The 24876-nt window shown below is 46.1% G+C and carries 23 protein-coding genes and 8 tRNA genes; 6 read left to right on the top strand and 25 right to left on the bottom strand.

Going from position 1 to position 24876, the window contains the following annotated elements:
* The first annotated feature begins 17 nt into the window (after positions 1–17).
* A complete protein-coding gene (locus tag EZV72_RS18460) occupies positions 18–176 on the top strand; it encodes a hypothetical protein (RefSeq protein ID WP_175405118.1) in 159 nt (52 codons plus the stop codon).
* Positions 177–235: 59 nt separating this feature from the next.
* Here EZV72_RS18460 and EZV72_RS12470 read toward each other — a convergent pair whose 3' ends face one another.
* From EZV72_RS12470 to EZV72_RS12480, 3 genes are all read right to left on the bottom strand, one after another.
* The gene (locus EZV72_RS12470) at positions 236–1279 is read right to left on the bottom strand and encodes a methionine synthase (protein WP_137167547.1); all 1044 of its coding nucleotides are present in this window, start codon (positions 1277–1279) and stop codon (positions 236–238) included.
* A 22-nt stretch (positions 1280–1301) separates the two neighbouring features.
* Positions 1302–2282 carry a DUF1852 domain-containing protein gene (locus EZV72_RS12475; RefSeq protein ID WP_137167548.1) on the bottom strand — a complete coding sequence of 327 codons (981 nt, stop codon included), beginning with the start codon at positions 2280–2282 and terminating at the stop codon, positions 1302–1304.
* Between the two features lie 367 nt (positions 2283–2649).
* Positions 2650–3567 (bottom strand): LysR family transcriptional regulator, encoded by a 918-nt coding sequence (locus tag EZV72_RS12480; protein WP_137168744.1) that lies wholly within the window; start codon positions 3565–3567, stop codon positions 2650–2652.
* Between the two features lie 190 nt (positions 3568–3757).
* Between EZV72_RS12480 and EZV72_RS12485 the strand changes: the two genes are divergently transcribed.
* Together EZV72_RS12485 and EZV72_RS12490 are read left to right on the top strand one after the other, a co-directional pair.
* Positions 3758–4861 (top strand): L-dopachrome tautomerase-related protein, encoded by a 1104-nt coding sequence (locus tag EZV72_RS12485; protein ID WP_137167549.1) that lies wholly within the window; start codon positions 3758–3760, stop codon positions 4859–4861.
* A 248-nt stretch (positions 4862–5109) separates the two neighbouring features.
* The gene (locus tag EZV72_RS12490) at positions 5110–6144 is read left to right on the top strand and encodes a patatin-like phospholipase family protein (RefSeq protein WP_137167550.1); all 1035 of its coding nucleotides are present in this window, start codon (positions 5110–5112) and stop codon (positions 6142–6144) included.
* Positions 6145–6229: 85 nt separating this feature from the next.
* Here the strand turns inward: EZV72_RS12490 and aroE are convergent, their stop codons facing one another.
* A complete protein-coding gene (aroE, locus tag EZV72_RS12495) occupies positions 6230–7087 on the bottom strand; it encodes a shikimate dehydrogenase (RefSeq protein WP_137167551.1) in 858 nt (285 codons plus the stop codon).
* A gap of 202 nt (positions 7088–7289) precedes the next feature.
* Entirely contained in the window at positions 7290–8531 is a 1242-nt protein-coding gene (locus EZV72_RS12500; protein WP_137167552.1) for an EthD family reductase, read from the bottom strand.
* A 224-nt stretch (positions 8532–8755) separates the two neighbouring features.
* On the opposite strand from EZV72_RS12500, the gene EZV72_RS12505 reads away from it, so the two are divergent.
* The gene (locus tag EZV72_RS12505) at positions 8756–9460 is read left to right on the top strand and encodes an IclR family transcriptional regulator (RefSeq protein ID WP_137167553.1); all 705 of its coding nucleotides are present in this window, start codon (positions 8756–8758) and stop codon (positions 9458–9460) included.
* 748 nt (positions 9461–10208) lie between these two features.
* Here EZV72_RS12505 and EZV72_RS12510 read toward each other — a convergent pair.
* The gene (locus tag EZV72_RS12510; RefSeq protein WP_137167554.1) at positions 10209–11702 is read right to left on the bottom strand and encodes a hypothetical protein; all 1494 of its coding nucleotides are present in this window, start codon (positions 11700–11702) and stop codon (positions 10209–10211) included.
* 453 nt (positions 11703–12155) lie between these two features.
* Here EZV72_RS12510 and EZV72_RS12515 point away from each other — a divergent pair, with 453 nt between their 5' ends.
* Positions 12156–12998 carry a ParB N-terminal domain-containing protein gene (locus tag EZV72_RS12515; protein WP_137167555.1) on the top strand — a complete coding sequence of 281 codons (843 nt, stop codon included), beginning with the start codon at positions 12156–12158 and terminating at the stop codon, positions 12996–12998.
* A gap of 81 nt (positions 12999–13079) precedes the next feature.
* On the opposite strand, the gene EZV72_RS12520 is transcribed toward EZV72_RS12515, so the two are convergent.
* Together EZV72_RS12520 and EZV72_RS12525 are read right to left on the bottom strand one after the other, a co-directional pair.
* Entirely contained in the window at positions 13080–13643 is a 564-nt protein-coding gene (locus EZV72_RS12520; RefSeq protein ID WP_137167556.1) for a recombinase family protein, read from the bottom strand.
* 123 nt (positions 13644–13766) lie between these two features.
* Positions 13767–13976 (bottom strand): hypothetical protein, encoded by a 210-nt coding sequence (locus EZV72_RS12525; protein WP_137167557.1) that lies wholly within the window; start codon positions 13974–13976, stop codon positions 13767–13769.
* Positions 13977–14250: 274 nt separating this feature from the next.
* Between EZV72_RS12525 and EZV72_RS12530 the strand changes: the two genes are divergently transcribed.
* On the top strand, positions 14251–14724 hold the full coding sequence (locus EZV72_RS12530; protein WP_137167558.1) for an RNase H family protein: 474 nt from the start codon (positions 14251–14253) through the stop codon (positions 14722–14724).
* Between the two features lie 133 nt (positions 14725–14857).
* Here the strand turns inward: EZV72_RS12530 and EZV72_RS12535 are convergent, their stop codons facing one another.
* From EZV72_RS12535 to ybgC, 17 genes are all read right to left on the bottom strand, one after another.
* Positions 14858–16591 carry a site-specific integrase gene (locus EZV72_RS12535; protein ID WP_137167559.1) on the bottom strand — a complete coding sequence of 578 codons (1734 nt, stop codon included), beginning with the start codon at positions 16589–16591 and terminating at the stop codon, positions 14858–14860.
* 95 nt (positions 16592–16686) lie between these two features.
* Positions 16687–16777, bottom strand: a tRNA-Ser gene (locus tag EZV72_RS12540).
* A 98-nt stretch (positions 16778–16875) separates the two neighbouring features.
* Positions 16876–17937 carry a quinolinate synthase NadA gene (nadA, locus tag EZV72_RS12545; protein ID WP_137167560.1) on the bottom strand — a complete coding sequence of 354 codons (1062 nt, stop codon included), beginning with the start codon at positions 17935–17937 and terminating at the stop codon, positions 16876–16878.
* A gap of 218 nt (positions 17938–18155) precedes the next feature.
* A tRNA-Tyr gene (locus tag EZV72_RS12550) sits at positions 18156–18240 on the bottom strand.
* A gap of 63 nt (positions 18241–18303) precedes the next feature.
* Positions 18304–18379, bottom strand: a tRNA-Lys gene (locus EZV72_RS12555).
* A 51-nt stretch (positions 18380–18430) separates the two neighbouring features.
* Positions 18431–18506 (bottom strand) — tRNA-Lys (locus EZV72_RS12560).
* Between the two features lie 41 nt (positions 18507–18547).
* Positions 18548–18632, bottom strand: a tRNA-Tyr gene (locus tag EZV72_RS12565).
* Between the two features lie 91 nt (positions 18633–18723).
* Positions 18724–18799 (bottom strand) — tRNA-Lys (locus EZV72_RS12570).
* Between the two features lie 58 nt (positions 18800–18857).
* A tRNA-Lys gene (locus EZV72_RS12575) sits at positions 18858–18933 on the bottom strand.
* Between the two features lie 39 nt (positions 18934–18972).
* A tRNA-Lys gene (locus tag EZV72_RS12580) sits at positions 18973–19048 on the bottom strand.
* A 260-nt stretch (positions 19049–19308) separates the two neighbouring features.
* A complete protein-coding gene (gene ybgF / locus EZV72_RS12585) occupies positions 19309–20154 on the bottom strand; it encodes a tol-pal system protein YbgF (protein ID WP_137167561.1) in 846 nt (281 codons plus the stop codon).
* Positions 20155–20177: 23 nt separating this feature from the next.
* Positions 20178–20744, bottom strand: a complete 567-nt coding sequence (gene pal / locus EZV72_RS12590) for a peptidoglycan-associated lipoprotein Pal (RefSeq protein WP_137167562.1) — start codon at positions 20742–20744, stop codon at positions 20178–20180.
* Positions 20745–20784: 40 nt separating this feature from the next.
* Positions 20785–22119 carry a Tol-Pal system beta propeller repeat protein TolB gene (tolB, locus tag EZV72_RS12595; protein WP_137168745.1) on the bottom strand — a complete coding sequence of 445 codons (1335 nt, stop codon included), beginning with the start codon at positions 22117–22119 and terminating at the stop codon, positions 20785–20787.
* Positions 22120–22145: 26 nt separating this feature from the next.
* The gene (tolA, locus tag EZV72_RS12600; RefSeq protein WP_137167563.1) at positions 22146–23060 is read right to left on the bottom strand and encodes a cell envelope integrity protein TolA; all 915 of its coding nucleotides are present in this window, start codon (positions 23058–23060) and stop codon (positions 22146–22148) included.
* A gap of 2 nt (positions 23061–23062) precedes the next feature.
* Complete coding sequence (gene tolR / locus EZV72_RS12605) at positions 23063–23488, bottom strand: protein TolR (protein ID WP_137167564.1); 426 nt, start codon at positions 23486–23488, stop codon at positions 23063–23065.
* A 27-nt stretch (positions 23489–23515) separates the two neighbouring features.
* The gene (gene tolQ, locus EZV72_RS12610) at positions 23516–24208 is read right to left on the bottom strand and encodes a protein TolQ (protein WP_137167565.1); all 693 of its coding nucleotides are present in this window, start codon (positions 24206–24208) and stop codon (positions 23516–23518) included.
* The gene (ybgC, locus tag EZV72_RS12615; RefSeq protein ID WP_137167566.1) at positions 24198–24596 is read right to left on the bottom strand and encodes a tol-pal system-associated acyl-CoA thioesterase; all 399 of its coding nucleotides are present in this window, start codon (positions 24594–24596) and stop codon (positions 24198–24200) included. Before ybgC ends, tolQ begins: the two co-directional genes overlap by 11 nt.
* Positions 24597–24876: the final 280 nt, after the last annotated feature.

Genomic DNA, 24876 nt, shown 5'->3' on the forward strand with positions numbered 1-24876 from the left:
AACGAAGAGGAAAAACCATGAGCTTAGATGATGATTTTGACTTTGATAACATCGATTTTGACGCAGTAGAAAAGTCGGTTGAAGAATCTCAGAAAGCCAAAGATCAGGCCGCCAACGAACAGGCTGAAGCCCTGCGTGACGGCGCTAATGATTGTGGTGACAGCTGCACGATTTAATGCGTTTTGCACTACATCGCAGTATCAGACAAAGCCTCTTTACAGAGGCTTTGTTGTTTTTAACAGGCCACCTGACGGCGAATGAGTTCCTGACGAACGATATCTGCCCCGGCGCTTAATGCACGTAACTTGGCACTGGCTACCTGCCGGGATAGCGGTGTCATACCGCAATTAGTTGACGGATAAAGATTTTCAGCATCCACAAACTGCAGGGCTTTGCGCAGCGTCTCAGCGACCTCCTCGGGGGTTTCAATATCATTAGTTGCCACATCGATCGCCCCTACCATGACTTTCTTGCCACGAATCAGCTCAATCAGCTCCATTGGCACCCGCGAGTTCTGACACTCTAACGACACGATATCAATACTGGACTGCTGAATTTTAGGAAAGATTTCCTCATACTGACGCCATTGTGAGCCCAGTGTTTTTTTCCAGTCGGTGTTGGCTTTAATGCCATAGCCGTAACAAATATGCACAGCGGTTTCGCACTTCAAACCTTCCACCGCTTTTTCCAGCGCAGCAATCCCCCAGTCATTAACCTCGTCAAAAAACACATTAAAGGCAGGCTCATCAAACTGAATAATATCCACACCGGCAGCTTCCAGTTCACGGGCTTCCTGGTTCAGAATTTTGGCAAATTCCCAGGCCAGTTTTTCCCGACTTTGGTAATGCGCATCATACAGTGTATCGACCATGGTCATAGGCCCTGGTAGCGCCCACTTAATTTGCTTGTTGGTTTGTGAGCGCAAAAAACGGGCATCATCCACAAATACCGGACGGGTGCGGGTTACCGCATCATTGACCACCGGCACGCTGGCTTCATAGCGATTGCGGATTTTTACGGTTTTACGCTGTTCAAAATCCACGCCACTTAAGTTTTCAATGAATGTGGTGACAAAGTGCTGACGGGTTTGCTCACCGTCACTTACAATATCAATGCCCGCGGTGGTCTGATCGTGCAAAGATAAATTCAGTGCATCCTGTTTTCCCTGTACCAGTTCTTCGCCCTGAAGTTTCCAGGGCGACCACAATGTTTCTGGCTGTGCCAGCCAGGCAGGTTTTGGCAGACTGCCAGCGGTTGATGTGGGTAATAGTGTTTTCATAAAATCCAATTTCGTTAGTGAGTTATAGCGGGCTGTTAGCAGACCACTGCTCTAAAAGGGTGTTATAGGGTTTGATGAAATGCTCTTCGACAAACTTTCCCTGCGATACCGCTAGCTGACTACGCTCTTCCCGGTCATACACAATCTGAGTCAGTGAATGATCCTGATTTTTCAGGTTTGGCTTATAGTGCTTACCTGCCGCAGCATTAGCATTATAAATTTCCGGACGATAGATTTTCTGGAATGTCTCCATGGTGCTGATCGTACTGATAAGCTCCAGGTTGGTGTAGTCATTGAGCAGGTCACCAGAATGATAAAAGGCCAGCGGCGCCGCGCTGTTAGCCGGCATAAAGTAGCGCACCTTCAAGCCCATTTTGGCAAAGTATTGCTCTGTCAGAGATGACTCGTTCGGCTGGTATTCATACCCCAGAATTGGGTGCTGGTTTTCACTGCGAAAATAGGTCTTGCTGTCAGAAACACTCAGGCAGATAACCGGCGCTTTTTTGAAGTTATCCTTATATACCTGTGAGTTCACAAAGCTTTTGAACAACTTGCCATGCAGCTCACCAAAATTATCCGGAATACTGAACTGCTCCCGGCCTTTGTTATGATTCGACAGAATCACACTGAAATCATAATCACGTACATAAGAAGAAAAATTATTGCCCACAATGCCTTCAATCCGCTGGCCGGTTTTGTGATCAACGATATGATTTTTCAGTATTTCAATGGTAGGAAAGGTCTGCCCGTTTCCTTCCACATCAATATCCACCGAAATAATATTAAGCTCAGTAGAATAACGATCGCCATTGGCATTATCCCAGCTCGCCAGCGCGTTAAACCGGTTATCAATCATCTTCAGCGCATTACGCAAGTTGTCCTGACGTTTTTCTCCCCGGGCAAGGTTGGCAAAGTTGGTGGTGATACGGGTGTTATCTGATGGCTGATAATTTTCATCAAAGCTGATGCTATTTATGCTGAATGTGAAATCTGTCTTGTTCATAATCCGGCTTTCAATCCTGTATGCTGATCTCTGAAAATAGTTCTGGCTCTGTTGGCATTGGTAATAACATGACATCGGCAGTCAGTCTTTTTAACAGTGTGCCTTAACGTGATGGTTCACCTGCGGTGCACTATCCGTGATTGCCGTCAGTAAGCGCGTAAGACATGTTATACGCACCTCAAACCATGAATAAAAGTGACTTAATTTCATCAAAGCATGACAAACATTCATCAATGTAGATGATACTTTCTGAAACCAGCATGAGAGGGAGGAGGAGCATCCACAGAACAACATTAACTTTTTAGCTACTGTTCCAGTCTTGTGCTCAGGGTTATGCTGAAAAACAGAATTCGCTCAAAGCACGTTTTTACAAGATACCTTTACTTTTAAGTTCGTTTTTCAAGTTCTGACATTTGTGTATCAGAAAATCTCTGAGTAACCGAATGGCTGGAGTGATAGTCTGGCGACTGGGACAAACCAGCCACAACTCGGTGGGCGTGGGCTCGTAGTCGGGTAAAATCCTTACCACCGTATGGTTCAACAGGTCCTGGGACATATCCAGGCACGACTTCTTGGCAATCCCCTGTCCTGCCACACACCACCGCCGGACTAAATCAGCATCGTTGGTGATTTTGTTGCTCGTTGTTTTTACTTTAAAGGTTTGGCCATCGCGGGTGAAACACCACTCGTCATCCACTTTTTCATACAATTGATAAAGCAGCGCATTATGCTGTGCAATGTCATCTGGTATGACAGGCATACCGTGTTTTGCCAGATATCCGGAAGACGCGCAGGTAACGCGGGGGACGTTACAAATTTTAAAACCATAAAGGTTTTCATCCGATAACGGGCCATAACGGACGGCTACGTCAACAGGATCCCGGTAAAAATCAATATTTTTATCGGCAATGTGCATCTTCAGCGTAATCTTAGGGTAAATGTCGGTAAATTCGTTTAACCACGGTAGTATTATATTTCGCCCTAAATCAGAAGGCGCCGACAGTCTGAGTTCGCCACTGACAATAGCAATTTCACTGAGCATCTCCTGTTTCGCTATGTTGAGTGTATTGAGCCCTTCCTGGCAGCGGGGAATATAGCGCTCACCGGCCGGGGACAACCTCAATCGTCTTGTGGTACGAATAAACAACTCTATACCCAGTTCTTTTTCCACCCGTTTTACTGCAGCACTGGCAGTCGCTGAACTCATATTAAGGCTGTCAGCAGCGGCTGTAATACTTTTAAACTCAGCCACTTTTAAAATAATATTCAAGTCATCCAGAGTCATCTTCGGCTTCATTCAGGTTTGCTAATGTCTGGATAAAACATACACCTTTATCACTTATTACCAAAAGTTTTTTGACAAAGATTCAATTCACTGCCTGTTACAGTTTGTTAATAGCCACTTTACACTTCTCCTGCCAATCACACATGAATGGTACCGACATTTACCCCGTATCGAATATTGGAGAAGATTAATGAAAAAATTTAAGCACCTTGTTATCGCTACCACTTTAGGGCTCAGCACATTAAGCAGCACTGCGAACGCTGCCGCTGAAGTTGGTCCGCTAGAGCCGGTCACTACCTTTGAAGATGCCAGAGGCGCAGGTATCACATTCACTCCTTCAGGCCGGTTGCTCATCAGTATGCACCCGCTCGACACCCCAATACTACGCGTTGTGGAGGTGATGGCTGATGGTACAAAACAACCCTTTCCGAATACAGACTGGGCTGATGGCCCCCAAACCGGAGAGGTGGGCTTAAGTGCAGTGATTGGTATACATAGCGACAGCCAGGGCGTTGTGTGGATGCTGGATATGGGCAGTGAATCTGCTCCGGCTCAGCTAGTTGCATGGAACAGTGTGTCTGACACCCTGGTGAAAATCATTGAGCTTGGTAAAGATTCATTACACGAAAACTCATTTATCCAGGACTTTGTCATTGATGAAAAGCACAACAAAATCTATATCGCAGATATGACATTTGGTAACTTTGCTGGCGCAACCAAACCGGCCATTATTGTGGTGGATATCGCAACAGGTGAGTCTAAACGCGTACTGGAAAATGCACCACAGTTCATGCCTGAAGACCGGGAGCTTGTCATTGAAGCCTCGTTACTTGCCTCAAAAACAAAAGAAGGCAAGCCTAACCCGCTCAAGTTCGGATTAAATCCGATAGCGCTGGATCCTGATGCCGGTATGCTCTACTTCGGCGCGTTTACCGGCACCACGGTTTATCAAATCCCCACATCGGTCATCAGCAATACTGAGTTACCTGACAGCAAGCTTGAAGAATCGATTCAGGAGTTTGGCCCGAAAAATCCCAGTGACGGTATTGCCCTGGCGCCAGGCGGCGGTATTTTAGCCACAGACTTAGAAAATAATGCGATTGGGCTAACAACAAAAGCTCAATATCAACTGCTTGTGCAGGACAAACGACTGTCCTGGCCTGACAGTCTGGCAACAAGCAACGGATACGTTTACGTCACACAAGACCAGCTGCATCAACACCCGGCATTCAGCCAGGGACTTGGCAGTGCCAAACCGCCCTATGTGCTGTACCGGTTTCGCTTTAAGCAGTAATCCCATTAAGCTATAAAAACGTTCTTTGTGCGCTTTGCACTGAAGTTAATGCTCAGGTATGAACTATTTGCAAAGATAAAAGCGTAAAAAATTTTGATGAAAACGCCTGTCTCAAACAGGCGTTTTCATATACCTAATCCTTCTTTTTCTATTGTATTGATTCATTCTTTCAAATATCAGCTGCCCTTACAGCCGGTTAAAATTACCGCACTGAAATCAATCCCTGCCATCAACGGAGCATTTTCCCCATGACCACTTCACCTGATTCTGTTTCGCAGAGTTCACCACCTGTAAAAACAGCTCTGATTGCAGAAGGAGGTGGCCAGCGCGGAATTTTTACCGCCGGTGTACTCGACAGCTGGCTGGAAGCAGGATATGACCCGTTTGACATTTTAATCGGCACTTCGGCCGGGTCACAGAACCTCACCAGTTTTATGTCACGCCAGAAAGGCTATGCACAAAAACTGATCCGCGGGTTAACCCGGCATAAGAGTTTTTTTCGGATAGGCCGGGGACTGGTGGGCAAACATATTGTGGATCTGGACTGGTATTTCAATAAAACCCAGGAAGCAAACCGCCTGATTGATTTTGACACCGCGCAGCAAAATGCCCGTGGCAGAGAACTGCTGTTTACTGCGACCAATGCCAACAACAGAAAACCGTATTTTTTTAATCCGCTGAAAAGTAAAAACCGCTGGGTCGATTTGATTAAAGCATCCAGTGCCCTGCCCTATTTGTACAAGCGGGGCGTGCCACTGGAAACCCGTCAGCAGCCCAGTGACGCCGCTGCGACCATAGATTTTTATCTGGACGGGGGCCTGGCCGCGCCACTGCCGGTTACCGAAGCGTACCGCCGTGGCGCCAGAAAAATTGTGGTCATACGTACCGTCGATCGCAATTTTCAGGTACAGCCGGCCTGGTTAAATAAGCTCACTGGTTTTATGTGTATTGCCGGTCGCTGCCCTAAAACCCTGAACTACCTGTTACAGCACGACAAAGCCTACGCCGATGAACTGGCGTTTATGCAAAATCCGCCAGATGATGTGGACATCGTGCAGATCTTTGCCAGAGAAAAACTGCAAAGCAAATTACTGGGCAGCACCAGCGAAGAATTACGTCAGGACTACAAAGCCGGTCGGATGGCAGGTTATGCTTTTCTTGCCCGATACGATCCGGCGCTTAAATCAGGCCCGCCAACTGAATACGCAAGCACAGGGGACGCACTGAATGCGCCCACTAATACAGACAAGCCTTGTCGCGAAAACGCTTCGCTGTGTGCTTAGTCCTTATAATGTAGGGTAAAAAAGTTGGCAGGTTCGGTGAACCATTGAATATGAGCGCGGCCGCACAGCAGTCACAATGAGTGAGTTAATCACAATGATGTAAAACTTTGTTCAGCGTTTCACGCATCACCGCTTCACTGGCATCTTTACCGGTCCAGCACTTAATTCCCAGTATCCCCTGGTTTACCAGCATCGTCAGGCCGTCTACGGTACGACAGTTTCGACTGGTAGCCGCTTTTAATAAATGCGTCCTCGGTGGGTTGTGGATCCCATCTGCTACGACCATATGAGATAGTAACGTATCCGGATTCATATTCAGCTGCTCATCGACATCTGGGTATAACCCCACAGAAGTCGCATTGATGACAATATCCGTATTTTCAGGCACATCAACCCTTCTATCCCAAACGACGAATTCAGCAGACGCTTCTGTTTCAGCGTTTATTAAATCGACCAGTTCCTGACCCCGTTTTTCACTGCGATTGACTACCTGAATGTTCGATACACCAGCCAGTGCCAGTTCAACAGATACCGCCTTTGCTGCGCCACCAGCACCAAAAATAAGAACACGCTTACCTTCAACAGAAGTAACCTGTCTGACACCTTCAACAAACCCTTTACCGTCGGTGTTTTCACCAGTTAAAACACCATCTTTTATCACTACCGTATTAACCGCACCGATTAACGAGGCGGACTCGCCCAGACGATCCAGGTATTTAATCACCTCAACCTTATGCGGAATGGAGCAATTAAAGCCGGCCCATCCCATCGCCCGGGCACCTTCCACAGCCTGCGGTAAACTATCCGGGGCAACTTCACAATTGATATAGGTCCAGTCCAGGCCTAAATCCCGGTAGGCGGCATTCACCATGGCTACCGTGGGGTTTTCTGCTGCGGGTCTGGCAAATGAACCAGTTATTGGTACTAAGAATTCCATACTCATTGGACTCTCCTGAAATTAAAAACATGGCAGAAATAATCAATCTTCACACGCCCGACACTATGACCCTCATCGAAGAAAAAGCAGATAACGAAGCACTCATGCGCGTAACGAAATGCCAGTAGCCGATGTCGGATTGACGCTTGTATTGCAGAGGCGTCGTTGAGACCATTGTGTCTCAGCGCAAGCAATGTATAACAACGTATCAGCTTATAATATTGACCTGACTGCCCAGCTGGATAACTGTGTTGTCGTGATCCAAGAATGTTTTTTCATCCTCAAAAACCACCTCTTTGTAAAAACTAGAATCCATGACCTGTTTCAAAGCGGTCTGTGACTTGAACCACAGCTCAGCGGTCCCGTCGAATTCTTTATTATCAGAATCAATGCCCTCTACCGCTACAGGATGAGTCTGTATGTATCGCAACACGTGTTCCTGAATTCCGGGAATTTGGCGAAAAAGCGGGCCATGTTTTTCAATATGGTGGGCCACAAAGTCCTGGTGTGACATGCCTTTTCTGCGCTTCAAAAACATGGTCATTTTGATCACGCCTTTTTGCGTCAGTAATTCTGAGGCTTCCTGCCTATGACTGCTATTTTGCTCAACGAAGGGGGCAGAATTTGAGGGTGACGGCTTCCACCTTGTCACTTGTGACTCTGGTGAATAATCGATACCGTCTGGCGTAGTGATCAGTTCGATATAAGTGCCCCAGGGCGCTCTGCCATAAACCCCGGCGTTACAATCGCTGTCTTCCACACCTGAAAGGGGATGTATCGCCGATAACAATTCTCCGCCTGCGGCTTTAAAGTTGTCAGCTGCTGTTTTGATGTCATCCACATAAAGCGCCAAATGATTGAGCCCATAATCATTCAATGCAATAGCCTCACGTTGTTCGACATCCGCAAATTTGAACATTTCAATCGTGGCACTATCACCAATACGCAGCAGTCGCATATGAACAACTTTCGCGCCAGCAGGTATACCCAGTTGTTGCTCAACGTCCTTACCGGCCATTGCAGGCTCGTGAGGTGACTGAACATCATAAACTATGCTCGCGCCAAACGCCTGACTGAAAAAAGTGGTAGCGGCATGCATATCCGGAACACAAAGCCCAATATGATCGATCCCTCTTACGTGTTCCAACGCATAGTGTGGATCGGATATGGCATCCAGTTGCACAACCGATGATGCCCCGCCCTCTACGATATTCTCCAGGGCGTTATTAAAACTGATAACGTGCTGAGATTTAAGGTGCTCGTTAAAAGCATCTTCACTGATATACCTTTCCAGCATTTTAAATGTTGCAGGTTCATCCTTATCCCGAAAAACTAAAAAATCCACATTCCCGGGCTCTTTGCGTACCTGCTGTGCCAGCTTGTCTATTAGTGAAGCCAGGATTTCTGCTTTTCCATCTACTGCTGTTGCAGTCGCGATCATCGTCTTCATTTCATATTCTCCACAGGATAATCAGCCATTACCAGAAATGTAATGGTAATCTTGAGGCAACCGGACGAGTCAGCAAAGCGCAAGCCGCTAGCTGCCGCCAGGTTCTGAGCCTGAAACGGTGCAAATCGTTGACAAGTTCACCTATAAATCAATAAAGTGGATTTATTCAGAAATAATGACACTTTATTCAACATTGTTGAATTTCCGGACGTTTTAGAACGCTTATGATTCAGTCGGTATCGCGGACCTTTACAATTCTGGAGATTATTGCCAGAAACGGAGGGGAAGCCAAATTACAGGAAATTGCCAGGCTTTCCGGTATTAAACAAACAACAGCACACAATTTACTCAAGACCCTTTGTGAACTGGGTTATGTTCGCAGAAACCAGGGAAGTACAGGCTATTTTCTAAGCCGCAGGGTATCGAACCTGTCAAGAGTTGCCGGTAATGACTATCAGCTCCGCGCTTCGTTGATGCCACTGCTTGCGGACATTACTAGCAACACAGGCGAAACCAGTTTTATTGCTGTACCCAGCGGCGGCGAAGTATTTTTTCTTGCCGGCCTGGAAAGTGATAAACCAATAAAATATGCCTCCCCGGAAGGACTCAGAACGCCGATGCCTGGCTCAGCAGCCGGTCTGGTATTGATGGCCTGGAATCCTGAGATTTTCGAATGGATAAAATCAGAGCACCGGCTGGCTATTGGCGGTGACATTGAAAAAGAAATTGAATTGACCCGTACAAGAGGGTTTGCGCTTGATATCGAAAAAGTTGAGAAAGATCTTAGCTGTGTTGCGATCCCTTTTTTCAGAAAAGGCCAGATGGAAGCTGTACTGGGTATTAGTGGCCCTGCATTTCGGCTTTCTGAATCCAAACTGATAAATTACGCACGGTGGATGCAAGATTACTTAGCCGCTCTGGATTTGTAAGTTTCCTCCGACATTACTATATCCTCCTTGGTCAAACAGACTGCTCGTTCCACGCGTTGGCGACGGCCTCAACAACAAGCCGCATTCACCATCGTACTGATGCAGGCTACTGACTGATATTTTCTGACAGAGGGTGTAGCTCAGTCGACATAGGTATTTTAACAGGGCCAGCCCGTAAACTGTGGCTACCTGTTACAGCACAACAAAGCCCGCGCCGATGAACTGGCATTTATACAAAATTCCCTAAATGATATGAATATTGTTGCCAGGCAAGAACCAGCAAGCAAATTACCGGGCGTAAGGCTCGCTATATTTTTGTAGCCCAGTAAGGACTGTCACTGCAAGTGGAGGCAAATACAGCACATCGGCTCCATACAGAAGATATCGCAGCGTTGCCAGACACCATTGATTGCGCCCACTAAAAATCGGGCAGGTCAAAAAGCGCCCATGTTAACGTAGAGGTTGTTCATGGTGTTGTTTATAGGCAAGTCAGGCGTTGCAATGCCATCAACTGCTGCTAAAAAGGCTTCTGTGAAGAGGCACTTTGTACCACTTCTTTGTACAAGTATCTGATTTGACGATTTTTGCAGATTTCAGAAACAACAAAGCCCCGCGAGTGCGGGGCTTTGTCTGAATTTGGCGGAGAGAGAGGGATTCGAACCCTCGAGTGTAACCAATAACGTAAAAAATAATTAATTACAATAACTTACTCAGTGTTAGCTTGCAACCTCTGTACGAGTTTTCTGTACTATACTCTATCAGTATGTTGAGCATCGTTGTCTATTAATTTTCCATTAATGAACACCTGACTTTCCTCCTCGTTCCAAACAACCTTTACATTTTTCCCATCGCTGAGATTTCTCTCATCTATTGGTAAATCAAAGTTCTTAAACTTCAGTGACGGTGACACCAGTTGCAACCGCAGCATATTTAGAGAGGTCAATAGCAAGCGCACCTGACTTTTAGCGTCTCGAGAAATCTTGGAAATTATATTTCCATATAACCCATGTTCTATAGCCTTCATAACTGATTTGCTATCGTAACCGTACTCAATAACTCCAGATTTCTCCACATCACCTGTAAGCATTGAATCTGTGTCAAAATGAAATGAATGTGGTAGCTCGACACTTGGCGAAAAATTAGGGATGATGGTTTCTGTTAAAGATTTGTGTCTGACACCATTAGATACTGATGTCAGATTACTACTAACTATTATAGCGTTTATTTTGTTGAAGTTTCTTTCCATATCGCTAAGCATTTCATACTGAACTCCATCGGTAATATCGAATATAATCCTATGATTCTGAGGAGGAAGTCCTACATGAACGATTAATGGATAATCAGCTACATACTGCTTACTGGCTTTTTTTATATTTCTTCTAATAGCATCCTTCATATCTACCTTTAAAAACTTGGTTATATGTACATAATTAGCATCCTTATAATAGTCGCTTTTTGTACTTTGACTTTTAAAATCTTTAATATTTATATTTCCAAGTAATGGAATTATAGCTTCACCTTCATAAACCCTCCCCCACTCGCCCACACATCTTAATTCAATATTAAATTTATCAAAATTAAGACATACTTCATTTATCTCACTTCCTTTACAATAGTCTTCAACACAATTAATTATTTCTTCTGTATTTATTTTCTCATATCTATCTAAGGCTATAACTTGTACTTGCCAACACTTTTTATACTTTCGCAATACAGCAATTATTTTTTGTACAATGATATCCCAATACGAGTCTTCTTTATTATATTTATCTTCTAATTGCTTTGCTTCAACGTAGAGCACTTCACTTTCATTCGTAACAACTTTGAAGTCTGGCGTCCTAGCATTAACTTCTGGTACAGCCTCTACAGAATAGCCTAAATTTAAATAGTAAAATGCTACGCGTAGCTCGTGAAAACTTGTTTCGAATTGTTGGTTATTTTTTAATGTAAAAAGTATTCTATCCAAATTGACTAGACTTTCACATTTCTTCAACACAACAGCTAAATGATAAAGAATTTTCACATTATGATTATCTCTGACAATGCCTTCATCATTAAAAAAACGTATAGAACCAGAAAGACTTTTCCAAAGATCACAAAGGGGATGAGCTCTTTTTTCTCGTTTTCTTAACTCACTTCTTTTCACACCATCAATAGAGTAACTATCTATCGCTCGAATGAAATCCTCTCCGAGTGACAAGGTCAGTTGCTCTTTTATCCAAATCAAATCTTTATATTCCATTATATATATTCCTACACTATTTAATGACCCTTACTATATAAGTCAGCAAAACGTTTATAAACACTTTTCCGCTATTCTCGCTAGGTATACCCCAAAAGGTGTATTCAAACCTTTATTAAACTAGGCACATATCAAAGGCTTATATTAAGGCCTTGTACTCAGTGGTATTAGTCATAGTTGTAATTGGCCTTAGGAAGCTCCTTAACGGTGCATTATGGCATTGCACTCAGTGGTATTGGTCATAGTGGCTGTCTGCCCTGACGGGGTTACAATGTGGCTACTTAACGTAGCACAAAGAGACCTCTCTACTACTCCCCTTGGGAAGGGTGATTGCTCTGAACGCCAAGTATATCAAGGATCTTAGGGTTTCTTTGTGGTTCTTTAGGGTGTACACGTTGTATTGCTGAGAGGTTGTGCGTATAGTCGCTGCCTTTCCACCAGCTAAGGGACCCAATGGGAACAAAGCGCATCTCACTTTCATCAATAGATATTGAAGACCAGAAATACCAAGTAAGAGACCATAGAAGCGTTCAATGGGGCGCTAAAGTCATACATCAGGACGCCTCAAAGAATCACATCAAGCAGATGGTCAATGACCTCAAGTACAGCAACGCTAAATTCCCGTTAATCCAAGTTTTGAACGAACCTGAAGGTAGCGATAGGTATGTCATTTTTGATGGTTTTCACCGATGTAGTGCTTACATCAAGGTCAACAAGGATACTGGCGGGAAACGTTTTAAACAGATAACAGTTGAGGTAGTTGGTCCAGAGACAGTTAACGATAGACTCTTAGAGATCAATACTGAGCATAAGGCTCTTACATTACAACCAGCTCACCGGACAGAGTTGACTTGGCAGAAATTTCTCAAGTTAGAAAAGAGTAATGCCTCGCTGAGTAAGAAGGAGTTGGCTGAACGCTTATCCGCTAGTACATCAACAATTGGCAACTGGCGTAAATTGGTGAAACAATTCACTGAAGCAGGATTGTTTAAGGATGATAGTCCAGTTGAGAAGAATATCTCGACCAATTACCCAATACTGGTTCAGGCTAAAAAGTGGATAAAGGATCAAGAGTACAGAGACTATGAATCAGAAGGTCTTGATGACTATTTGATAGAAGAGGACAAGAAGGTTTTAGAGAAGATCTTAAAGCTCGCTTTGACAGCAAAAGAAAAGGACAAGTTATTAGATTTCGTCAACGAGAACTGGGGTAAAAACCCTAAATATGTCTTGTATGATGAAGCTCTTGATTCTGGTTTGGTTACATCACCAGAAGGCGGTACAGAGGCCTTCTAACCAAGCTCTGAACGGATTTATTAAAGATATGGCTGGTAGGCTGACAGTAGATGCTGAAAGCCCTCTGAGAAGTCTCTGCGGTTACAGTTGAGCTTGCTTTGCAATGTTGATAATTGTACCCCTAGAAACACCATACTGTAAGGCAAGCTGGCGTTTGCTGGCTCCGCCTTTAAGACTATCTATAATCAAGCTGCGTGTTTCCTCTGACAGCTTAGGCTTACGGCCACCAAAGTTCCCTGATGCAATCTTACCTTCAGTAGTGCGCTCTACAATGAAGTTCCTTTCCATCTCAGCAAAGACACCTAGCAAATGAAGCATAGCCTTGCTCATAGGGTCATCTTTGGTTGTGTCTATATTGTTCTGGTCTATTGCAGTAAAAGTGACGCCACGCTCTTTAAACAAATCCAATGTAGTGAGTACCTGAGTAAGTGAACGGCCCAGTCTATCCAACTTAGTAACTACGACTGTATCACCAGCCCTTACGTAGCCTAGAAGCTCTTCTAAAGCCTTTTTGTTGGTCTCAGCTTTACCAGAGTGTTTGCTCTCAAAGATCTTCTTACAGCCGTACTGAGAGAGCTTTTCACGTTGTATTTTAAGATCCTGATGCTGCGTTGATACTCTTGCAAAACCTACTAAGTCACCCATTTGTCCATTACCCTGATATGTCAAAAACTTATAAGATACTGACAGTCTTCAGGAGTGGTGTCAAGAACTCTAAATTTTGCGAATTTGACAGTGTCAGAGAGTCATCCCTTACTTTTTGACACTCTATTCATCCTTTCCCGTTTTCGCATCATGCGTTTCCTGAACACCTTGAGTTGTCCCCTGTTCCGTTTGCGCATCTTGCGTTTTCGGAACACCATGAGTTGACCCTTGATTCATTTGCGCATCTTGCGTTTTTGGTTCACCTTGGTCGTCTGGCTGGTCCATTTGCGCATCTTGCGTTTTTGGACCACCTTGGTCGTCACGCTGTCCCATTTGCGCATCTTACGTTTTTGGGACACCTTGAGTTTCATATTGCAGCATTTGCCCATTAAGCGTTACTGACACATTTTAAGCCATTAACGTACACCCTGACTCCTTCCAAATTGCATTGATGCCTTCATCTGCTTTACCAAACAAAACAAATAGGTATTAGCTTGTTATCCCTGACCATTGGAGAGCAATGCTTGTTGCTTAGAACAACTTAATACATTTGCTCATTTGCAATATGCCCTGATCCCCTCAGGGTTTTTTATCAGAAGGAAACACAATGACTCAAGTAACAGAAAGCGTATTACGTATCTATTTCCACGCATCATGGAATCCCAAAACCAAAAAAGCCGGAGGTGCTTTTATGCTGACACGTATAGGGAATGAAGGGAATATAGAGCGATCAGGATGGTCATCTGGAATGGTAATGCAATCACAACAGGCTATGGAACTTATGGTGCTGAATAAAGCATTTGATAGGATTAGTAAAAGAGAGCTTGCTGATAGGCCTATAGCTGTTTATACCACCAGCAACTATGTTATACGGAGCATAGATGAATGGATGGTGAAGTGGAAAAAACAAAGCTGGAGAGGTGGAAATAACAAGCTAGTTAAAAATGCAGAACAACTGCTTCAACTAGACACATGGAACAAACAGTTCAAACCTGCATGGCATCTTATTAAAGACGCTGGGGCACACCCAGAAAGTATTGAAGTAAAAGAGAAAAGCACTAGGTGTATGAATGCCGTCTGACAGTTTATTCTCAATTTATGGACACACTACTAATGGCCAAAATGAAATATTCAACCACACATTTATTTTAAAGATAACGGTACGACGCAATCGCCATAAAAGGGGTTTACCTTGACCCCTCCCCCCTGTATCTCTACAACCTTTCTATATTAAGCCTTGGTAATAAGTCTATAGCAGCCTTCTTGCTCTCTAGCGGGACGGAACCATAACGACCACCTTCAGTCTGAGCAGCGTGACCTGTAATAGCATCACTGGTACTGTCTGCTACCTGAAGTCTCCGCATGGCCGTCTTGAAGGAGTGCCTGAAGGCATGTGAAGGCTGAGCAATATCAACGCCCTTACTCCTTACTGCCTTACCCCACCACTCGCCTACTTTGAGGCCTCTGTTACCGTACTTATTGGTAGGTAACTCAGGGAATAACCATTCCTGCTGATGACTAACATAGTCCAGAAAACCTAGCTCAAGGATATGCGCTGGTAACGGGATTTCTCTCACTGAGCTTTCAGATTTAACACTCTGGTTCTTGCCTTCCCTAATATACAAATAATGGATACCAGAATCAGATACACAAACGTCCTCTGAGCGTAGCTGAGCAATCTCGTTGACTCTGGCTCCTGTATACCTGCATAACAATGGAACCCAATAGCAGCCCTGACCATAGGGCTTTTTGGCATTGCTGTCCGTAAAGACCTCATCATTGAAGACTATGCTAATCTCTTGCTCTGTATACCCTCTGTCGTCTCTGGTCTTGGACTTATTAACTTCTTTCTTTACCTGAACTTTGTTGACAGGGTTCAGGGATACTAAGTCTCTTTCAACCGCGTAGCTGAATACAGTAGACAGGTGTCTGAGGTAGACTTTCACTGTGTTGCCAGACAGTGTTTCTAGCTGCTGCTCTTTTGCCAGTGCGATACGCTCGTCCACGCTCTTGCTGCGCAGTGAAGCACTCTTACCTTTAGGTATCTTGTACAGGGTATCTCGAAAATGGACTATATCACTGCGCTGCACTTGGCTTATGTCAATGTTACCAATAATCTCAATGAATACAGATACTTTAGCCTTTGTTTCATCGAGTGTTTTCAGGCGTGTGCCGGTAACGTTTGGCAAAGAACGTTGAACCTCAATATAAGCATTCAGAACCTCTTGTAGAGAGTTTTCACTCACTGGCTTACGTGTCGACACAACTGGTCTAGGCTTTGCCGCTGGTGGCTCTGGGGCGTCTGAAAGAGGCTGTGCATAGATACCCATAGAGACCGGTTCATGATTCCAGTCGTTATTTAAACGAGCGGTACATACACTTTCTAAGTGGTGGGCATAAGTATGAAATGATTTGCCTAGTTCGATATAGGCTGGATTATCATGAGAAAGCCTAATACCTTCGATTTCGAGCTGAGAATCAATTTCACATCTAAAGGCTTCAGCTAGCTGTTTAAAGTCTTCTTCACTAGCAGTAGCTAGCTCTGACCCTGCAAGATGAAGAGTGTCTGTAAAGTACATGTAGGCATGACTGACATCACCGTTTTCCTTTCTCTCAACGTCACGCTTCACCATCAAACTGAAGTCACCAGTGGACTCCATATGGACTTTCACGCGCTTATACCACCGTTCTGCAATAACAATACAGTCGCGTACTGTTAACGAATGATCAGCAGCACCTGACACCTTCAATCTGGCTAGCTCAAACTCGTCCTGTGTTTTCGTAAGATGAGCCGTAAATGCTCGCTTAGCTTCAGAAAGGTTTTTAGTTCTGAGGGATGTCTTTATCTCGCGTTTCTTAACTACCGGAATGAGTTCTTTAGGAACTGCCATTCTGAAGTAGTAAACACCGGAGTTTTTGTCTTTTACTGGGGAAGCCATTCTACTCATCTGTACCACCACTTTGTACAAGTTCGTGGTTACATCAATTTCTCTGTAGGCCTTATATGACAAAGCCCCGCATTCCGCGAGGCCTTGAGGGTATTTGGCGGAGAGAGAGGGATTCGAACCCTCGATACGCTACAAACGTATACACACTTTCCAGGCGTGCGCCTTCAGCCACTCAGCCATCTCTCCAAATTGTCAGCGCTGTTTTGCAACAGCGCGCGTATAGTAGGTAAAGTTTGGCTTCGAATCAAGAATTTGAAGCAAAAAACTCACCAAGTGCTGATTTATTAAGCGTTACCGCCGGCTTTTGCTTTCAGTGTGGCCGAAAAGTCCAGCATACGGTTCAGCGGAATCAGCGCTTTGTGACGTAACGCATCGTCCACATGAATCTCATGGTTATTCATGCCTTCGGTCAGTGAGTTATAAATCGCCTGTAAGCCATTCATTGCCATCCACGGACAATGCGCACAACTGCGACACTGTGCGCCACTACCGCCTGTAGGGGCTTCTATAAACGTCTTATTGGGCATCAGCTGCTGCATCTTATAAAAGATGCCCTTATCCGTGGCGACCACAAATGTCTGGTTAGGCATGTCCTGAGCCGCTTTAATCAGCTGGCTGGTTGAGCCAACCGCATCGGCCATCTCTACCACGCTGGCGGGTGACTCAGGATGTACCAGAATAGCCGCATCAGGATAGATGGCTTTCATATCCTGCAATTTCTGCGCTGAAAACTCATCGTGAACAATACACTCACCTTGCCACATCAGCATGTCGGCACCGGTTTTGTTGGCGATGTAAGATCCCAGGTGACGATCCGGCCCCCAGATAATCTTATGACCCTGTTCATCCAGATGCTCCACTATCTCCAGCGCAATACTGGATGTGACCACCCAGTCAGCCCTGGCTTTCACCGCAGCAGACGTGTTGGCGTAGACCACCACGGTATGGTCAGGATGGGAATCACAAAATTCGGTAAACTCTTTTGCCGGGCAGCCAATATCCAGTGAGCAGGTAGCTTCTAAGGTCGGCATCAGTACGGTTTTTTCCGGGCTCAGGATTTTAGCGGTCTCGCCCATGAACTTTACACCGGCCACGATCAGTGTCTGCTGTGACACATCACGGCCAAACCGTGCCATCTCAAGAGAGTCTGCCACACACCCACCGGTTTCCTCGGCTAACGCCTGAATTTCAGGATCGGTGTAGTAATGCGCTACCAATACAGCATTTTTTTGCTTAAGTAACGTTTTAATTTCGGCTTTTAATTCTGCCTGACGTTCCCGGGAAAGCGGAGCCGGCTTGGCAGGAAAAGGATAATCAACTTGTTCTACGCGAAATGCGACTGTCATAACTAAAGACCTGATAAACGACAGTTAAACCGGACGCAATTATACCCGACTGTCATTAAGAATTCATAAAGTAGAGGTATGAATAAATCACACGGTTTCAAGGGCGACTCCCCTGAAGATCTGCGCGCAGTATATCAAAAAAATGCCAGACAGGATGAGATTAAAATACGCTCGGCGATATTTTATTTGGAAAGTAATGGGTATCAGGAAAAAAGATATGGTGGAGGGGGCAGGATTCGAACCTGCGAAGGCTGAGCCGGCAGATTTACAGTCTGCTCCCGTTGACCGCTTGGGTACCCCTCCAAAGGGTATGTAACTGGCAAATATGAAGATTGCCGGTCGGTATTGCTGTGCATCTGTAAAAGATGGTGGGTCGTGCTGGATTCGAACCAGCGACCAATTGATTAAAAGTCAACTGCTCTACCAACTGAGCTAACGACCCATCTGATTGTGTCCCGAAGGACTAACACTTATTATCACGATATGATTGAAATGGTGGGTCGTGCTGGATTCGAACCAGCGACCAATTGATTAAAAGTCAACTGCTCTACCAACTGAGCTAACGACCCTTTCAATAATATCGGATTGTATCCGCCACTTTTAAGTAAAGTGGTGGAGGGGGCAGGATTCGAACCTGCGAAGGCTGAGCCGGCAGATTTACAGTCTGCTCCCGTTGACCGCTTGGGTACCCCTCCAAAGGATGATGGTGACGATGCGAACATCGTACTGTGCTGCCTGAGCAGACTGCTTACTCCACCAACAGAGTTGCAGTGCGTCCTGAAAAGATGGTGGGTCGTGCTGGATTCGAACCAGCGACCAATTGATTAAAAGTCAACTGCTCTACCAACTGAGCTAACGACCCATCTTAGGTTTGGCCAGGACGGCCTGAGATTCAGTGAATCTCGCAGATTTTGTTGAGATGGTGGGTCGTGCTGGATTCGAACCAGCGACCAATTGATTAAAAGTCAACTGCTCTACCAACTGAGCTAACGACCCATCTCAATGCGAAAAGTATTTACCCACCTCAAAAATGAGTGGTGGGTCGTGCTGGATTCGAACCAGCGACCAATTGATTAAAAGTCAACTGCTCTACCAACTGAGCTAACGACCCATACTTTTTCCGCTGTTGCCTCTCTGCGGCAACGGCGGCATATATTACTCAATTCCTGATGTGGTGCAACCCCAAATTGCCTTTTATTTTGTTTTTTTAAGGAAAATCGTGTCAAGCGGTCAAAATCACAACAAAACGTTTAATAATCCTACCGCGCCTTGTCTGACTTCAGGTCCTGCTTCAGCTTAAAATCATATAATCCGTTATATCGGAGGGTGTAGCAGCCAGCAACAAAAAAGCCTCCCGAAGGAGGCTTTTGACTACAGAGAACCCATTCTGGCTTCTGCCAGTTTTCTGGCCGAAGAATTGGGATAATCTGAGATGACCTGATTAAAGAACGATTTTGCCTGACCGTTGTTGCCCTGGCGCTGTTCAATAATCCCCAGCTTTAGCAGCGCTTCTGCCCGCTTGCTGGAGTCGGTAAAACGATTGGCAACCACATTGAACTGCTCTTTCGCGTCTGTCCATTTTTGTTTATTAAACAAAAGCTGGCCTAACCAGTAGTGAGCGTTAGCGGCATACTGGCTATCAGGAAATTGCTGTATAAATGACTGAAATGCCGGAATCGCTTTATCATATTCCCGGGATTTCAGGATCAGATTCACCGCATTATCATAAGCATCGCTTTCGCTTTGCCCCGAACCTGCTGACTGACTACCCTGATCTGACTGCGATGCACGTTGTTGAGACTGAGCCGGTGACTGACTGCCGCTTCCCTGACGGGGAGCGCTGGCGGAGTCTGATAAACCTGACTGACTCTGGCCCGCGGCTTGTTTTAATGCCTCTACCCGTTTGTCGATCTCAAGATACAACTCACGCTGACGCTGCAGCACTTTTTCCAGCTGATTGGTGTGTACTTCAACCGCACCACGCAGCTCGTCAATTTCACCCTGCATCGTGTCCAGCTGCTGCTGTAAACGATGCTGCATTTCCGTACGACTGTCGACCATTCGCTCCAGATAAGTAATGCGCTGTTCCATCGTTCGGTTACTGCTGCCACTGGCTGCAGAACGTTGCGCTGAATCACCTACATCATACACCGGAGCCTGCGCCAGAACCGCACCTGACAGACCCAGAGCGACACTAAGCGCCGCTCCTTTCAACATTACATTTCGCAATCTATTCACCCTTACTGGTAAACTACCACGCCACGACGGTTTTGCGCCTGAGCATATTCAGTCGAGCCCATCACAGCCGGCTTTTCTTCACCGTAAGATACTGTTGAAACCTGGTCGCTGCTCACACCCGCATTCATCAGATAAGTTTCTACTGATTGTGCACGACGCTCGCCCAGCGCGATGTTGTACTCTGGTGTACCACGGCTATCGGTGTGGCCTTCAACTACCACTTTCTGATCCGGATTTTGTACCAGGTATTCTGCGTGCTTGTTCAGAATTTCACGGAATTCAGCTTTGATGGTTGAACGGTCAAAGTCGAAATAAACGGTTTGCTCTTTTTTCAGCGCATCCATTTGTTCCTGAGCCATTTCTTCCTGACGCTTCATGCGCTGAGCAGCTTCTGCCTGTACACGTTGTTCTTCCGCTGCCTGTGACTGACGCTCTGCTTCGGCTTGTTCCTGCGCAACACGGTTGCGTTCAGCAGCCAGCTCTTCCTCGCTCGGGCCTGATGAACATGCCATCATGGTCACCACTGGCAAGGCGATAACGAAGCTCTTCATTACTTTATTAAGTTTCATGCTCTTATTCCTTATAGTTATTCAATAACCAAACATTTCGTTAAAACAAAAATGGTGACCAACTCGGTGACTTAACCTGTCCGCTTGATGCTGGTAACCGTGCCTTAAAGCGACCATCCAACGACACTAAGGATAATACCTGAGTTCCGTTATGCAAGGTGCTGTAAATTATCATGCTTCCATTCGGTGCAACGCTGGGTGACTCGTCCAGTTCTGTTCTGGTAAGTACCTGAATTGCGCCATCCTGCAGCCCCTGTCTGGCAATTCGATAGTCTCCACCGGTACGGTTAACCAATACGATTTCTTTACCATCTGGGGTAATTGTACCGCCCAGGTTCTGCTCGCCTTCAAAAGTCATACGTCTGACCTTTCCTGACGATAAATTTACGCGATAAATCTGTGGTTTACCACCCCGCTCCGAGCTAAATATAAGATTCTTGCCATCTGGCGTCCAGGATGGTTCAGTATCAATCGCCCGGTTACGGGTAATGCGGCGGATCTCCTTGCTGGCAATGTCCATCACGTACAGCTCTGGGTTACCATCTTTTGACAAAACCATCGCCAGTTGTTTGCCATCCGGAGAAAATACCGGACTGCCGTTAATACCAGGAAAATCGGTTATGCGCTCACGCTTCATGGTGTAGATATCCTGGATGAAAATCTGTGGCCGCTTGTTTTCGAAGCTCACGTAAGCAAGTTTCTCGCCATCTGGTGACCAGTTGGGAGACATTAACGGCTCAGGTGATGACAACAAACGGGTTTCGTTTTCACCATCGTAGTCAGCAATAACCAGCTGGTATGGCAGTTTGTTTTTGTTCGGGTCCTGTACCACCACATAGGCAATACGGGTCAAAAACGCACCTCGGGTGCCGGTTAGCTTCTCATAAACCACATCGGAGATACGGTGTGCATACTGCCGAAAATCCTGCGCCATAATACTTGCCTGACGCTTGTCGATAACATGATCACTACTGGATACTACCTGACCATTGCTCATGCCTTTGGATTTACCGCCGGTCGCCTGACCACGCAGCACATCCACCAGCTCGTAAGACACCTTGTACTTACCGCCGGCCTGCTGTTCAACCGTGCCTACCAGTACGGTATCAATACCTTTAGCCGCCCAGGCTGAATAATCGACCTGAGCATCAGAGGTGGGATACTGAGGCATATCCTGTGGATCCATCGGGCTGAATTTGCCGCTGCGTAGCAGGTCAGCACGTATCACGTCGCCGATTTTTTCCGGCATCTGACCATTACCTTTCCAGGTAAACGGCACTACACCTATGGGGCGTGCACCATCCACGCCTTCCGTAATCACAATTTCCAGTGATGCTTCAGCCACAGTGCTGACCATTAGCAGCACCGTGCTCATCCATATCCCAAATTTTCTTTTAATCACTACAGTTCCACCGTTAGGTTAATGTCTTTGAGTTCCTGATAAACGTCGGCTTCAGCTGACATAGGGAGCTTGTCAGGGCGACGGACAGCCGCTTCGGCTGCCCGACATAAGGCAGGGTCACCGCCGAGCGTTCTGACCTGCGTGACAAACCCGGTTGTCGCCAGGCGTATATTCAACCGGCACTGCTTACCCTTGTAGGCAGAGTCGTTATATAGCCCCTGAATGATTTTGTTCTGGATCAGGGCTTTGTATCGGTCAACCTCAGAAAGAACCTGCTGATGGCGACGTTTTTGCTGAGCAGCCCGCTCAGCTTCCATCTGCTCTTGCATAATCCTTTCCATTTCAGCCTTTTCACGGGCCTCTTTTTGCTTACGTTCTGCTTCGGCTTTTTCCCTCGCTTCGCGCTCCCGTCGCTCTTTTGCTTCTTGCGCCGCGCGGCGTTCAAGTTCTTTTTGACGCTGCGCTTCTGCCTCAGCTTTGCGTTTCTCCTCGGCCTGCTTTTGCTCGGCTTGCTTACGCGCCTTTTCTGCATTGATTTGGCGCTGACGTTCAGCGTCTGCTTTACGTTTTCGCTCTGCCTCAGCCTGCCGCTTGCGTTCTGCTTCGGCCTGACGTTGACGTGCTGCTTCATCGGCTTTGCGCTGCGCCTCTTCTTTCGCTTTTTGCTTATCGGCAATTGCCTGCGCATCTATGAAGGTGGCCTGAATAACCGGTTGGCTGGGCGCCGGTGTGGGTAGCGGGTCCGGTGCAAAACTGACACTAATTAGCAACACTATGGCAATCACCACATGCACACCCAGCGATTTATACAGCGCTGCTTTATTGTCTTTACTGCTAATGCCTGAGGGCGCCCTGCCCCGTCGCGATGGACTATTCTCAGACGCCCCCTGAGATGAAGGTGTTGGCTTTGCCATGGCTATTTTGACTCTACCGGATCAGTCATCAGGCCTACCGAAGGTACACCGGCGTTTTGCAGCAACACCATCAACTGAATGACCTTGTCATAGGCAACCTGACCATCGCCCTTAACCACCACCGGGGTGTCGGGCTGCTTTTGCAGCTGAGCCTGCACCAATGCTGCAACCTCGTCTGCGCCAATCGGCGCTTCTTCATTTTCACCTACATTCAGAAAGTATCTGCCTTTTACATCCACTGATGCAATCAGCGGCGGGATTTCCTCCTGATCAATAGGCTCGGCACTGGCTTTGGGTAACTCTACCTTTACGCCCTGCGACACCAGCGGCGACGTCACCATAAAGATGATGAGCAGCACCAGCATGACGTCAATATAGGGCACCACATTAATTTCGGATACCGGACGGCGGCGTTTACGCGTATACATAATCAGACTCCTGCAGTCAGTTCAGAATCAGGCCTGAGCCTGTTGCTGCTGGGCTGCTACTGCCTGACGATGCAAAATGGCCGAAAATTCTTCCATAAAGTTGGCATAGCTGTTTTCCAGTTTTTCTACCTTGTTGCTAAACCGGTTATACGCAATAACAGCAGGAATGGCGGCAAACAGACCAATGGCCGTGGCAATCAGAGCCTCGGCTATACCCGGCGCCACCATTGCCAGAGTTGCCTGTTGCACTTCCCCTAACGCAATAAACGCATTCATGATTCCCCATACAGTACCAAACAGGCCAATGTAGGGGCTGATGGAACCGGCGGTGGCCAGAAACGGTAAACGGCTTTCCAGTTCCTCCACTTCCCGGGACATAGTCACGCGCATAGCCCGGTAGGTGCCATCGACCACGCCGGTAACCGCCGTATTGCCTTTACGCAGGCGTACAAATTCTTTGAAGCCGGAACAAAAGATAGACGCCATACCGCCCAGATTAGCCCGGGCAGAGAGCTCCTGATAAAGGCGGTTCAAATCAGCGCCCGACCAGAACTTATCCTCAAACTGACGCATTTCTGTCTGCGCGGCTTTTAAGGCTTTGGTGCGCTGAAAAATAAATGTCCAGGATGCCACTGATACACTCAGTAACAACAACATTACCAGCTGTACAACAAAACTGGCCTGCAAAAATAACCCGATAAACGTTAAATCAGATTCCACGCGATAAATCCCCTAACAAAGTGCGTGGTATTTTTCTTGGTCTCATTTTAACCTGATCCACGCACGCAACCTGAACATCAGCAGCAACCAGCAGGTCACCACTTTCATTTTTAATTTTTTGCTGAAACACCATGCTTGCTCCCTTCAATTCTACAATCTGTGATTCAATACTCAACAGCTGATTGAAGCGGGCTGGCGCATAGTTATTCATTTCAACCCGTTTGACGACAAAAGCGATGGATTGTTCCAACAGGATATCCTGTTCGTAGCCAAGCTCTCTTAGCCACTCAGTTCTGGCTCGCTCCATGAACTTCAGGTAGTTGGCGTAATAAACAATTCCACCGGCGTCAGTATCTTCATAATAGATTCTGACGGGCCAATTATGCATAGTTATGCTCTCGCTTTAATATAAATAATCTCAAAAACCCGGCGAACACACCGTATTGTACGTTCACTGAACGCGCAAAATACCGCGTTAAACCCTTTACGGCAATAGCTTTAACAGCAACCATCATCATTAGTTAACATACCATTAACTCATTAGGTAAACTAATCCAAAAATCTAATTTTACTCAATTGTCAGGTCCGCATTTGTCTTTATAATGCGCGTCATCTGTCACACAGACATAACGGTTAACGCCGGTATGTACAGAGATTTATCTCCTGTT

The organism is Salinimonas lutimaris, from assembly GCF_005222225.1.
GTDB classification, from domain to species: Bacteria; Pseudomonadota; Gammaproteobacteria; order Enterobacterales; family Alteromonadaceae; genus Alteromonas; species Alteromonas lutimaris.